The sequence below is a fragment of the Devosia psychrophila genome (assembly GCF_000971275.1).
GTDB classification, from domain to species: Bacteria; Pseudomonadota; Alphaproteobacteria; order Rhizobiales; family Devosiaceae; genus Devosia; species Devosia psychrophila.
This window is the reverse complement of the sequence record NZ_LAPV01000023.1, coordinates 21,622-34,818: the sequence shown is the minus strand read 5'-3', so window position 1 is coordinate 34,818 and position 13,197 is coordinate 21,622. Positions and strand designations below refer to the sequence as shown.

Sequence of the window (13,197 nt, the reverse complement as noted above, 5' to 3'; positions counted from 1 at the left end):
CAAGCCCGAGGGAGAAAGTGAGGGTGGGAGGGCTCAACGATCCCGAGGCGATTAGCGCCAGCTCAATGCCGGCGCCACCAGCGTTAAAATGCTTTCGATGACATGGGCGTTATACTCGACGCCCAGCTGGTTTGGCACGGTGAGCAGCAGCGTATCGGCCTCGGCGATGGCCTGGTCTTCGGCCAGCATCTTGATCAGCGCTTCGGGCTCGGCGGTGTAGCCGCGGCCGAACACGGCGCGCTTTTCAGGTTCGATATATCCAAACTGATCTTCCTCGGCGCGACCGGTGCCAAAATAGGCCCGGTCCATGTCGTTGACCAGGGCAAAGATCGACCGGCTGACGGAGACGCGCGGCTCATGGGCGTGGCCGGCTTGCTTCCAGGCAGTCCGATAGGCGCGGATTTGCTCGGCCTGCTGGATGTGGAACGGCTTGCCGCTCTCGTCGAATTTCAGCGTCGAGCTCTGCAGGTTCATGCCGAGCTTTGCCGCCCAGATGGCCGTGGCATCGCTGGCGGCTCCCCACCAGATGCGCTCGCGCAGGCCGGGCGAATGGGGCTCCAGTCGCAGCTTGCCGGGCGGATTGGGGAACATCGGGCGCGGGCTGGGCTCGGCAAAGCCATTGCCCTTGAGCACTTCGAGGAACACCTCGGTCTGGTCACGCGCCATGTCGGCGTCGGTCTTGCCGTCGGCCGGCGCATAGCCGAAATAGCGGTAGCCATCGACGACCTGCTCTGGAGAACCGCGGCTGATGCCGAGCTGCAGGCGGCCCCCAGAGATCAGATCAGCCGCGCCGGCATCCTCGGCCATGTAGAGCGGGTTTTCGTAGCGCATGTCGATGACGGCGGTGCCCAGTTCAATTTTTTTGGTCTTGGCACCGGCAGCCGCCAAAAGCGGAAAGGGCGAGGCCAATTGGCGGGCAAAGTGATGCACCCGGAAATAGGCGCCGTCGGCGCCCAGTTCCTCGGCCGCCACGGCCAGGTCGATCGATTGCAGCAGCGCGTCGCCGGCCGAGCGCGTGCCCGACTGGGCCGAGGGCGACCAGTGGCCGAAGGAAAGAAATCCGATCTTTTTCATGGGAGCCGTCCGGTTGGCGCGATGAGTGTCACCGCCTGTTGCCTTCCTATATCGGCCTCGGGCGCTGGAAAGCCAGCGCCTGAACGGAGTGATCCGGATCGACGAACAATCACCTCGCCACGTCAGAGGAGCCTGACCGGATGGCCAGGCTCATTGGCAGGTCTGGTGGAGAGTGATGGCTAGCGTGCCAGAAATTTCAACAGCTCGGCATTGAAGACTTCGGGATGGCTGACATTGACGCCATGCGGGGCATCGGGCACCACGACCAGCGTGCTGCCGGCGATAGCGGCGTGGGTCCGCTTGCCAGAGCCTTCGAATGGCACGATCCCGTCAGAATCGCCGTGGATCACTAGCGTCGGTACAGTTACCTTGGCCAGGTCGTTGCGGAAGTCGGTGGTGGCGAAAGCCTTCATGCAACCGAGAGCCGCCGTCTGGTCGGACTGCAGGCAGACTGTGAGCGCGTCCTGGCGTTCCTGCTCGGTCAACTTGAGCTGGCCCTTGGCCGAAAAGAAGTCCTTGGTGAACTGGTCAAAGAAAGCTTCGCGGTCGGCGCGCAAGCCGCTTTCCATCTCGTCGGCCTTCGCCTTGGTGAGAGGACCTTCGGGATTGTCAGGCGTCTGGATCAGGTAGGGCGGCACTGCCGAGGCAAAGACCACCGAATGCAGCTTGCTCTCGCCATAGGTTGCGATGTAGCGGGCAACTTCGCCGCCGCCCATGGAAAAGCCGACGAGAGTAACATCGGAGAGGTTGCGATCATCGATCAGGCCAGCCAGGTCGGCGGTCAGTGTGTCGTATTCATAGCCGGATGCTGGCTTGTCGGACTGGCCAAAGCCGCGGCGGTCATAGGTGATGACCCGATAACCGGCTTGCTGGAGCGCGGGAACCTGTTTCTCCCAAGCTGCGCCCGATAGGGGCCAGCCATGGATCAGAATGACGGGACGGCCATCGCCGCCGGTGTCTTCGGTAAAAATCTTGATGAGTTCGGAAGCCACGAGGCCTCTCCTTAATTGGTACGCCCGGACAGGGCACCAATCAACGAAGGCTCAGCGGCAATGTTCCTACACGATTATTTGGGTAACGACGGATATGCACATGCACACGACTTCAGACGTCGAGGTTGCTGACGCTGAGGGCGTTTTCCTGGATGAAATCACGGCGGGGTTCGACGAGGTCGCCCATCAGGGCGGAGAAGATGGCGTCGGCTTCGTCGGTTTCCTTGACTTCAACCTTGAGCAGGGTGCGCGCGTTGGGGTCGAGCGTGGTTTCCCAGAGCTGGGAGGCGTTCATTTCGCCGAGGCCTTTATAGCGCTGCAGCGACACGCCCTTGCGGCCCGAGTCCGTGACTGCCTTGAACAGGCTGGATGGCCCAAAGATCTGGATGGTTTCACCCTTGCGGGTCAACGTCGGTACGCCGCCATAGATTTCGTCCAGCCGCTCTGCGAGCTGGCGAAGTTTGCGCGCATCGGCGCTCTGTAGCAGCGGCTTGTCGAGCAGGTGACGTTCGGTCACGCCGCGCACGGTGCGCGAAAAGGCAAGGTCTTCGGTATCGGTGATTTCGCCGGACCAGCCCTGTTCGAGCTCGTCGGAAATACGATCAAGGCGGCTGGCGACGCGGCTCATCAATTCGCCGATCTTGTCGGGATCGTTGAGCCCTTCGGGATCGAGACCGCCGACGATGGCGGCTTGTTCCACGAGGCTGCGATTGTAGCGCGTGTTGAGGTTGTCGATGGCGCTGACGATTTGGCGAGCCTGCTGCACGATGCCCTGCAGGTCGGCGCCGCCATGCTGGTTGCCGTCGCGGGTGGTGAACACCGCGTCGTCGAGGCCAGCCTCGATCAGGTAGTCATTGAGCGCGTTCTCGTCCTTGAGATACTGCTCGGACTTGCCGCGCATGGCTTTGTAAAGCGGCGGCTGGGCGATGTAGATATGACCCCGCGCCAACAGCTCCGGCGTCTGACGGTAAAAGAAGGTCAGCAACAGGGTGCGAATATGGGCGCCGTCGACGTCGGCGTCGGTCATGATGATGATCTTGTGATAGCGTAGCTTGTCGGCGTTGAACTCTTCGCGGCCGATGCCGGTGCCGAGCGCCGTGATCAGCGTGCCGACCTGGTCCGATGAGATCATGCGGTCGAAGCGGGCGCGCTCGACGTTGAGGATCTTGCCACGCAGCGGCAGCACGGCCTGGTTGGAACGGTCGCGGCCCTGCTTGGCGGAGCCGCCGGCAGAGTCACCTTCGACGATGAAGATTTCCGACTTTGCAGGATCGCGTTCCTGGCAATCGGCAAGCTTGCCGGGCAAGGACGAGATTTCCAACGCACCCTTGCGGCGGGTCAGTTCACGCGCCTTGCGGGCTGCTTCGCGGGCGGCTGCGGCTTCCGCCACCTTGCCGACGATGATCCTGGCTTCGACGGGGTGCTCTTCGAACCACTGGCCTAGCTTTTCGTTGACGATGTTCTCGACGACGGGACGAACTTCGGACGAGACCAGCTTGTCCTTGGTCTGCGACGAAAACTTGGGGTCAGGCACCTTGACGGACAGCACGCAGGTGAGGCCCTCACGCGTGTCGTCACCCGTCATGGTGACCTTTTCTTTTTTGGCGATACCCGAACTTTCGGCATAGCCGACAACCTGGCGCGTCAGGGCGCCGCGCAGGCCGGCAAGGTGGGTGCCGCCATCGCGCTGCGGGATGTTATTGGTGAAGCAAAGCACGTTCTCGTGGTAACTGTCGTTCCACTGCAAAGCGACTTCGACGGTAATACCGTCCTTCTCGCTGATCATGGTGATCGGCTTGTCGATGACGCCGACCTTGGACTTGTCGAGATACTGCACGAAGGCTTCGAGGCCGCCCTCGTAATATAGGTCGATATTGACCGGCTCCGGGTGGCGCAGGTCGTTGAGCAGGATGTGCACGCCCGAATTCAGGAACGCGAGCTCGCGCAGGCGATGCTCCAGCGTCTTGAAATCGAACTCGACCATGGTGAAGGTCTGGTCGGACGGGAAAAACGTGATCTCGCTGCCGCTGCGGCCTTCGTGGGTGCCGGGCTGCCTGTCTTCGACATAGGTGCCGGTCTGCTTCAGCGGCGCATCTGAATTGCCATGGGTAAAGCTCATCTCGTGAATCTCGCCGTCGCGGCGGATCTTGATCTTGAGCCAGGCTGACAGCGCGTTGACCACCGAGACGCCCACACCATGCAGGCCGCCGGACACCTTGTAGGAATTCTGGTCGAACTTACCGCCGGCATGGAGCTGTGTCATGATGACCTCGGCTGCCGAAATGCCCTCTTCCTTGTGGATGCCGGTGGGAATGCCGCGGCCATTGTCGATGACCGTCACCGAGCCATCGGAATTGAGCGTCACCGTCACCAGGTCGGCGTGGCCGGCCAGGGCCTCGTCGATGGCGTTATCGACCACCTCATAGACCATGTGATGCAGGCCCGAGCCGTCATCCGTATCGCCGATATACATGCCGGGGCGCTTGCGCACCGCGTCGAGGCCCTTGAGCACCTTGATGCTGTCGGCGCCGTATTCTTCGGGAACTGGATTTTCGCTATCGGTCATGGGGTCCGAATCAGGTCGTTTGTACAAGGATTTGTTCTAGCGGATAGAGGGTATATCCCCAAGCAAAATGGGCTTTTGAGGGCGGTTTGGCGGGGATTCCTTGCCCCTTCTGCCACCTGCGGGATGATCTGCTCGACTACCCCAGCCACCGCCCCTTCCTCGGACTTGATCCGAGCACCATTCGCCGCTTTGTGCCGGGCTGGAAATGACCCTCGGGTCAAGACCTAGGTAAAAGAAAGTGGGTGGAAGGATAAATAGTGAAGACGGCAAACTCTCAGTCGTTATAGACCCGGCCGTCCCTGACCGTGATCATCTGTGCCCGCTCACCCAGGGCCTCGAAAAGCACGCGGTCGGTGCCGGTGAGGAAGCACTGTGTGCCGAGCCCGTCCAAAGCCAGGAACAGGGCGCGGCGGCGGTCGGGATCAAGGTGGGCGGCGATTTCGTCGAGCAGCAGGAACGGCGTGATTCCGCTGCGCTGCTTGACGAGGCGAGCGTGGGCCAGAATGAGCCCGATCAGCAGGGCCTTTTGTTCGCCTGTCGACCCTAGTGCCGCCGGCATGGCCTTCTGGGCGTAGGTGACTTCGAGGTCGACGCGGTGAGCACCTGATATGGTGCGTCCTGCGGCCCGATCAACCCCGCGCGAGGCGCGCCAGAGGGTCGCGAGGGCGGCTTCGAGGGCCGCCGAGGAGGCTGGTTCCTCCCCCTGCTCGAATAGCGGCGTCAGCGCCAGATGGGCGGCCGGAAAGCTCTGGTCATCGAGGCTCTGTTCGATCAGCGCCTGCAGGTGGGTCAGGCTATCGGTGCGTGCCAGGTGGATCGAGGCGCCAAGCTCAGCCATCTGGGACTCGATGGCAGTGAGCCAGGCGGCGTCGCCATTGTCTTCGAGCAAGCGATTGCGCTGGCGCATGGCTTTTTCGTAGTCGCCGACCGAGGCGGAGTGGGACGGGATCAGCGTCGTCACCAGCCGGTCGAGAAAGCGCCGCCGATCGCCCGCCGGGCCGGAGAACAGGCCATCCATGCTGGGCGTCAGCCAGAGCACGCGCAGATAGTCGCTCATCGCCTCGATGGAGCGTGCATTGGCACCATTGATGCGGACGCGGCGGCCACCATCGGGCGAAGCGCCAGTGCCGATATCGGAGGGGCCATCGTCGGTTTCCACCGTTGCAGCCACCGCCCAGGGCAGGTCGCTGCCCTGGCTTTGCAGTGTGTCAAAGCTCGCCCCACGCAGGCCGCGGCCGGGCGACAGCACGGATACGGCTTCGAGCAGGTTGGTCTTGCCGGCGCCATTGGGGCCGGTCAGCACGACATGGCGGGAATCCAGGTCGAGCGCCGCCGCCGTGTAGTTGCGGAAGGCGGTGAGGCGCAGTCGGGAGAGGTGGCGGGTCATTTGAACATGGCGTCTGAGAAAGGCCCCCTCAGCCGCCCTACGGGCGACCTCTCCCCCTGGGGGAGAGGTGATGCTACGGCGAACGCGACGCCCTCTTCACCTTTCCCTTGGGGGGAGAGGTCGGCACGCAGCGCCGGGTGAGGGGGCCTTCCCAAAGAGGAGACAGAAAATCGCATATGCGGCACATCCGGGCCCTGCGAGCCTAGCTCTTCGGGCCTAGTCGGCTTAAATTGCTCCACTGGAACGATTTCCCCTTCGGGACGTCGCCTAGACACGCATCGGCATCAGCACGTACAGCGCGCGGGTTTCGCCATCGTCTTTCACCAGCGTGGGCGAGCCGGCGTCGTTGAACATGAAGACGGCGCTTTCGCTGCGGATCTGGCCGATGATATCGAGCAGGTAGCGGGCATTGAAGCCGATCTCGAAGCCGTCGGTGTCAAATTCCACCGCCAGTTCTTCGCTGGCCGTACCGTGGTCCGGATTGGTCACCGAAAGTTCGAGCAGTCCATCCTTGGCCTGCAGCTTGACGGCCTTGCCACCGCGATCTGAGGCAATGGTGGAGACGCGATCAACGGCGATGGCGAAGCTGGCGCGGTCGACATTCATCTGCTTGTCGTTGTTCTTGGGCGTCACGCGATCGTAATCGGGGAAGGTGCCCTCGATCAGCTTACTCAGCAGCACGACCGAGCCCACGGTGAAGCGGATCTTGGTGTCGGAGACTTCGACGCTGACGTCGCCATCGGCGCCATCGAGCAGCTTCTGGACTTCGCCAACGGTCTTTTTCGGCACGATGATGCCGGGCATGCCCTTGGCGCCTTCCGGCGCGTCGATTTCGGCGCGGGCCATGCGGTGACCATCGGTCGCCACGGCGCGCAGCACGGTGCCCGTGCCGGTGATATCCACGGTGTGGAAATAGATGCCGTTGAGGTAGTAGCGCGTCTCTTCGTTGGAGATGGCAAACTGGGTGCGCTCGATCAGCTCGCGCAGCGCCGAAGCAGGCATGGTGAACTCGTGGCCGAAGGCGCCGGACTTGAGATCGGGGAAGCTGTCGGGCGAAAGGCAGGCGAGGTTGAAACGCGAACGGCCGGAGGTCAGAACCATGTTCTCGCCGCCATCGGTCTCGAGGCGCACTTCGGCGCCGTCGCTGAGCTTGCGCACGATTTCATATAGCGTATGGGCTGGAACCGTAGTGGTTCCGGGGGTCGAAACCATGGCCGGCACGCTCTCGGTGACCTCGATATCGAGATCGGTGGCGCGCAATTCAACCTTGTCATCAGCGGCCTTGAACAGCACGTTGGCGAGAATTGGATAGGTATTCCGCCGCTCCACAACCCGGTGCACATGGCTCAGCGACTTGAGCAGATGATTGCGTTCGAGCGTGACTTTCATACGGCATCTTTCCTGGCACTACGCGCTGCACTGTGGCAGCAAATCTCCCGGCAGGCCGGGGGTTGGACATTTACAATTTCGTAAGGAATTAGCAAGGGCGCGAGCCGCTTGCGCACATGGAATTCCCCGACTTTAGCGGGTGGATCATTGTGCGGGCGGCCCTAGGGGACATGTTATCGCCACGCGGACTAGTCTAAGCTCACAAGCAACGCAATGACACGGGATAGTCGATCATGGTCGAGAGTTTTGCAGCAGGCGGCGTGGCCGTGATCACCGGCGGCGCCAGCGGCATTGGGCGCGCTGCGGCGCGGCGGGCAGCGCAGGCCGGGATGCGGATTGTGCTGGCCGATGTGAACGAGACCAAGCTGGCGGCGACGGCTTCCGAGCTGGTTCAGGTGGTCGGCGCCGGGAATGTGCGGGCGGAAACGCTCGATGTTGCCGATGCCGCGGCGATGGTGGCGCTGGCGCGGTCGGTCGAGAGCCAATGGGGCAGTCCGACGCTGCTGATGAACAATGCGGCGTTCTTCGTTTCGGGCGGCGCCGGCGGCATTCTCGATCCAATCGAGAACTGGCAACGTACCTTCGCGGTCAATGTGCTGGGGCCGGTCAATGGCGTGCAGGCCTTCTTGCCCGGCATGCTGGAGACGGATCGTCCAAGTGTCATCGTCAACACCGGCTCCAAGCAGGGGCTGACCAATCCGCCCGGCAATCCCGCCTATAATACCAGCAAGGCGGCGGTGAATGCCTATACGCAGAATCTGGCGCGCGACCTGCGCGAGCGCCAAGGCAGCAAAGTCAGTGCGCATCTGCTGATCCCCGGCTGGACCACGACGGGCGAGGCCGAGCATCGCAAAGGCGCGTGGCTGGCCGAGCAGGTGGTGGCTTACATGGAAGCGGCGATCGGGCGGGAAGAATTTTTCATTCTGTGTCCGGACGAGGAGACGCCCAACGAGACGGACCACAAGCGGATATTGTGGAACGCGCTGGACATCATCGAGAGCCGCCCCGCATTGTCACGCTGGCATCCGGAGTGGAAAGAGCGGTTTGCGGCGTTCATGGCGCGGGATTAGGCGCGCTATTCCAGATTATTGGCAACGTGGCCAAACGACCCCCACCCTTGATCGCTCCCCACGGGTGGGAGCGATACGATGAACACTGGCACCGCAGCCTGCGCCTCCCTCCCCTGAATGGGGAGGGAATGAGAGTGGGGTGATGGGAGCCACAAAGGCAGAGCTGGGGATATAGATAGGGCTCTTGAGCCCAAGTCCGCCCCTACTCCTCCAGCATACGCTTGAGCAGCTCGATTTCCTGGGCCAGTTCCACGTCGTCCTTGATCATCTGTTCGACCTTGCGGACCGAGTGGAGAACCGTGGTGTGATCGCGGCCGCCGAAGCGTCGGCCGATTTCGGGCAGCGAGCGCGAGGTCAGAGCCTTGGCGAGGAACATGGCGATCTGGCGCGGGCGGACGACGTCCCGAGAACGACGCGCCGAGAGCAGTTCGTTGCGCGGCACTTTATAGTGGCGGCTGACCATCTTGAGGATATCTTCGATACGGACGCGACGGGCTTCGCGCGCACGGATCAGGTCGCCCAAAGTTTTCTCAGCCAAAGGCACGGTGATCAATTCGCCGGTCAGCTGGTTTGCCGCGACCAGACGGTTGACGGCGCCATCGAGATCGCGGCCGTGGCTGATAACGGCGCGCGAAATATAGTCGATCACCGGCGTCGGGAAATGCATGCCAAAGCGGGCGGTGGCCTGATCGGCGCGGCGCTGCACGATGGAGCGGCGCAGCTCGAGGTCGAAACCCGAGATCGGGACCACGAGGCCGCCGGAAAGCCGCGAGCGGATGCGCTCGTCGATCATTTCGAGATCGCGCGGCGGCGCGTCGCCAGCCACCACGACCTGCTTGGCGCCAGTGAGCAGCGTGCCCAGCGTATGGCCGAATTCGGTGGCCGACTTGCCCTGCAGGAACTGCATGTCGTCGATCAGCAGCAGGTCAACGCGACGCAGCCAATCCTTGAAGCCGAGCGCCGACTGGCGCTGCACGGCAGCAATGAAGTGGTACATGAAATGGTCGGCGGTCAGATAGACGATGTTCTTGGTCGGATCGGCCGACTGCACCGCATGGGCGATGGCATTGAGCAGGTGGCTCTTGCCAAGCCCGACGGTGGAATGAATGTAGACCGGGTTGAAGGTCACGGTGTTGTTGGCGGCCGCGGCAGCGATCTGCTTGGCCACACCAAGTGCCATTTCATTGGCTTCGCCCGGCACAAACGTATCGAAGGTCATGCGCGGGTCGATGGCGCTACCGGCCAGGGCGTCGCCCTTGGCGGCAGAATTGTCGCGCACCAGGCGCGGCTGGGCCAATTGCACCGGAGCGGGCGCAGCGGCGGGCGCCGATTGTTCGGTGATCGCAGTCGACTCGGTGGCGGCGGGGTTCAGGCGCGGGCGGGCCTGACCATTGACGCGCAGCGTTACCTGGAGGCGGGCAACATCTTCAGTGTCGAGACGGAATGCCTCGAGAATGCGGTCGGAATAATTGGACTGCACCCAAGAGCACAGGAAGCGCGTCGGGGCAGACAGATGCACAACGTCCTCGACCAGCTCTTCAAGCTCGAGGCGGGCGAACCAGGAGGAAAACACATCCTCGCCGACACCGGCCTTGAGACGAGCACGCACCCGGTTCCAGAGATCGCGCTGGCCTTCGGATGTGTCGGAGATGCTCATGACAGGTGTTTCACCTTTGATGGTCGGAAGAGAGGGAGAGGGATTGGATTGAACCCAATCGTCTCCTCCGGAGGTTGCCTGTCGCATCATTATTGTGCCCCAATTTTCTTCAGTTCCGCATGGCCCGCAAAGCCGCACGGCAGTTTGTTTCATCTACCCGAAACCATTCTGGTCCCGGTCAGAGCTTCGCCGGTACGCCCGCCGCAAGCAGGCGTACTTCTCCTTTCCGGCGGCAACCCACCGGCATCAAACCTAGTCTTGTCGTGAACCCGGCCGAGCTGGCCGAAGGCTTTGAACTATACCTTAACGGCCCTGATCGAACCGGCTGCCAAACATGCAGCCAATACGACCCTTACCGGTACAACACCTCAACACTGCTGCCGAGAAGCCAAAAAACTACGCCCCGAATACGACCCCGACAGCTTGGTAGGACACTCTAGTCTGGTGTCCTTTCCGCCGCTGACCAGATCACTTTAGAGGGTCGGTTTTAGGCCCGCAACCGTGGAATCTTTAAAATGGGGGCTTGACTCCGAGGTAGTCTTTTTTGCCCTGCAGCCCCAGGAAATATCTGGCGAAGCAAGGGCCTGTGACTCAACATAGAATCGCGTCATGAAGCCCTGCGGCTGGGTAAAAATATTATTTCCGGAGAGCCCGTTTTTTATGACGGTCCGCGGCGGCATGCTCTGGCACGGAATGTCAGACATTCTCGCAAAGCATTGATGACACTCTAAAAACCGCATCGGGCCGATTGGCACTGTGGAAGTCCGCAGTGTCACGTAGCCGACACAAAACTGTCAAATCGGAAAAACCTTGCGGCGCTACCATACAAAGAAAAAGGGCTCCTCGCGGAGCCCAAATTCAAATATCTGCGGCTGCCTGCTAGCGGCGCCGTTACGGATGGATCAAACGCTCAGCGCCTTGACGCGGCTGTTGAGGCGCGAAATCTTGCGGGCTGCCAGATTGGCATGAACGATGCCGCGGGTGGAAGCACGGTTGATCTCGGGAGCGGCTGCATTCAGCGCTTCCATGGCAACCTTGTGGTCACCGGCAACAATAGCCTCTTCAACTTTGCGGATGAAGGTGCGAACGCGCGAACGGCGCGACTTGTTGACCGCGGTGCGGGCTTCGATCTTGCGGGTAGCCTTTTTGGCTGAAGGCGTATTGGCCATAACGGTCCTCTTGGCGTCCAACCGGCCGATAGCGCACGAGTCGCAGGCGTCCGGAGATAAAATGAGATCGGCGGCACATCGACTGCCGCCAAGTTGGGCGGTCTATAGGGGATGACAGGGTAAGCGTCAACTGGATTGTAGCCCGCGCAGGTCAGGGTTTCTTCTGGCACACCGGGCAGAAGAAGGTAGAGCGCCCCGATTGGACGATACGCTGAACCGTGCCGCTACACAGCGGCGTCGGGCACGGCTCGCCTTCCCGATCATATACAGCAAACCGATGCTGGAAATAGCCCGAACCGCCCTGGGCATTGCGGAAATCGCGCAGCGTGGAGCCGCCGACCTCAATGGCCTCGATCAGTACCTGCCGCACGGCGTGGGCGAGATCTTCCAGCGCAGCCTTGGGCTTGCCCTTGGCGGTAACCAGCGTGCCGGCTAGTATGGTGGGCAGGATATGGCTGCGGTGCAAAGCTTCCGCCACATAGATATTGCCAAGGCCCGCCACGACGCGCTGATCTAGAAGTGCCGACTTGATCGGGGTCTTCTTGCCGGTGAACTTCTCGGCCATTTCGGCGGCGTTGAAGTCATTGCCCAGCGGCTCGGGGCCGAGGTCTTTGAGGTACGGGCTATCGGCAATGTCGTCATAGAGATCGATGAATCCGAAGCGGCGCGGATCGGCGTAGATCAGGTGGCTGTGGCCGTGCTTGGGGTGGGAAATCTCCCAGACCATATGATCGTGCTTGGGCTCCTCGCCTGGCTCGTAATAGCGCGGCGGCTTGTCGATGCCGTGTTCGGCAAAGCGCCAGGAACCGGTCATGCCCAGGTGGCTGAGCACTGTCTTGCCGTTGTCGAGCAGGAGCAGCAGGTATTTGGCGCGGCGGCCGACCGAGACTACCGTGGTGCCCTCGATGGCCTTGGCCAAGCCGTCAGGAAAGGGAAAGCGCAGATTGGGGCGGTTGAGCGTCACCTTGTCGATGCGCGCGCCGACCAGCCAGGGCTCAAGTCCACGCCTGACGGTTTCGACCTCGGGCAGTTCGGGCATGTTTTACCTGTGCTCCTTTGTGCCATGGCAAAGCCGGATTGGGTTGCTTATGGTGCGCGACAACAGATCCATGAAACGAGCAATGCCATGACCGAGGCGCAGGAAACCACTCATTTCGGCGAGCAGACCGTAGCGATGGGTGACAAGCAGGGCATGGTCGATGCGGTGTTCCACAATGTCGCCGACCGCTACGACCTGATGAACGACCTGATGAGCGCCGGGGTTCACCGCATCTGGAAAGATGGCATGGTCAACGAGCTGGCGCCGCCCAAGACCGGATCGCGGCCATTTCGCGTGCTCGACATGGCGGGCGGCACTGGCGATATCGGCGAGCGCATCATCAATGCCTCGGTGGGTTATGCCGAAGTCGTCGTATCGGACATCAACAGCGACATGCTGCGGGTCGGCGCCGACCGGGCCAAGAGCTGGCGCTATCCGGCGCAGGCGAGCTTTGTCGAGGCCAATGCCGAAGAGCTGCCGTTCGAGGACAATTCGTTCGACGCCTATACGATCGCCTTTGGCATTCGCAACGTGCCGCGCGTGCAAAAGGCGCTGAACGAAGCCCATCGCGTGTTGAAGCGCGGCGGGCGCATCCTCGTGCTCGAATTCAGCCAGGTCGACGTGCCGGGCCTCGATGCCTTCTATAAAATGTATTCGAACCGGCTGATCCCGCCGATGGGTAGGCTCGTCACCGGCGACGCGCAGCCGTATCAGTATTTCATCGAATCGATCCGCAAGTTCCCGGCGCCAGCAGCCTTCTCCGGCATGCTGACCGAGGCTGGCTTCAGCCGTGTGAAACACACCAGCTACACCGGCAACATCGCCACGCTGTTTTCCGGGTGGAAGATCTAACC

The 13,197-nt window shown here is 61.8% G+C and carries 10 protein-coding genes; 2 read left to right on the top strand and 8 right to left on the bottom strand.

Annotated elements, in window-relative coordinates; genetic code table 11:
- Nucleotides 1-51: 51 nt before the first annotated feature.
- The 5 genes from WH91_RS02735 to dnaN form a co-directional block, all read right to left on the bottom strand.
- On the bottom strand, nucleotides 52-1,074 hold the full coding sequence (locus WH91_RS02735) for an LLM class flavin-dependent oxidoreductase (RefSeq protein ID WP_046169489.1): 1,023 nt from the start codon (nucleotides 1,072-1,074) through the stop codon (nucleotides 52-54).
- Nucleotides 1,075-1,253: 179 nt separating this feature from the next.
- A complete protein-coding gene (locus WH91_RS02730) occupies nucleotides 1,254-2,066 on the bottom strand; it encodes an alpha/beta fold hydrolase (RefSeq protein WP_046169488.1) in 813 nt (270 codons plus the stop codon).
- 112 nt (nucleotides 2,067-2,178) lie between these two features.
- Nucleotides 2,179-4,632 carry a DNA topoisomerase (ATP-hydrolyzing) subunit B gene (gene gyrB, locus WH91_RS02725; protein WP_046169487.1) on the bottom strand — a complete coding sequence of 818 codons (2,454 nt, stop codon included), beginning with the start codon at nucleotides 4,630-4,632 and terminating at the stop codon, nucleotides 2,179-2,181.
- 274 nt (nucleotides 4,633-4,906) lie between these two features.
- The gene (gene recF / locus WH91_RS02720; RefSeq protein ID WP_046169486.1) at nucleotides 4,907-6,019 is read right to left on the bottom strand and encodes a DNA replication/repair protein RecF; all 1,113 of its coding nucleotides are present in this window, start codon (nucleotides 6,017-6,019) and stop codon (nucleotides 4,907-4,909) included.
- Nucleotides 6,020-6,286: 267 nt separating this feature from the next.
- Nucleotides 6,287-7,408: a DNA polymerase III subunit beta gene (gene dnaN / locus WH91_RS02715; protein ID WP_046169485.1), complete on the bottom strand. Its 1,122-nt coding sequence runs from the start codon at nucleotides 7,406-7,408 to the stop codon at nucleotides 6,287-6,289.
- 233 nt (nucleotides 7,409-7,641) lie between these two features.
- On the opposite strand from dnaN, the gene WH91_RS02710 reads away from it, so the two are divergent.
- On the top strand, nucleotides 7,642-8,478 hold the full coding sequence (locus WH91_RS02710; RefSeq protein WP_046169484.1) for an SDR family NAD(P)-dependent oxidoreductase: 837 nt from the start codon (nucleotides 7,642-7,644) through the stop codon (nucleotides 8,476-8,478).
- A 202-nt stretch (nucleotides 8,479-8,680) separates the two neighbouring features.
- Here WH91_RS02710 and dnaA read toward each other — a convergent pair whose 3' ends face one another.
- From dnaA to mutM, 3 genes are all read right to left on the bottom strand, one after another.
- Nucleotides 8,681-10,135, bottom strand: a complete 1,455-nt coding sequence (gene dnaA, locus WH91_RS02705; RefSeq protein ID WP_046169483.1) for a chromosomal replication initiator protein DnaA — start codon at nucleotides 10,133-10,135, stop codon at nucleotides 8,681-8,683.
- Between the two features lie 902 nt (nucleotides 10,136-11,037).
- A complete protein-coding gene (gene rpsT, locus WH91_RS02700; protein ID WP_046169482.1) occupies nucleotides 11,038-11,304 on the bottom strand; it encodes a 30S ribosomal protein S20 in 267 nt (88 codons plus the stop codon).
- Nucleotides 11,305-11,455: 151 nt separating this feature from the next.
- Complete coding sequence (gene mutM / locus WH91_RS02695) at nucleotides 11,456-12,343, bottom strand: bifunctional DNA-formamidopyrimidine glycosylase/DNA-(apurinic or apyrimidinic site) lyase (protein WP_046169481.1); 888 nt, start codon at nucleotides 12,341-12,343, stop codon at nucleotides 11,456-11,458.
- Between the two features lie 87 nt (nucleotides 12,344-12,430).
- Here mutM and ubiE point away from each other — a divergent pair, with 87 nt between their 5' ends.
- Nucleotides 12,431-13,195: a bifunctional demethylmenaquinone methyltransferase/2-methoxy-6-polyprenyl-1,4-benzoquinol methylase UbiE gene (gene ubiE / locus WH91_RS02690; RefSeq protein WP_046169520.1), complete on the top strand. Its 765-nt coding sequence runs from the start codon at nucleotides 12,431-12,433 to the stop codon at nucleotides 13,193-13,195.
- The last annotated feature ends 2 nt before the right edge of the window (nucleotides 13,196-13,197 follow it).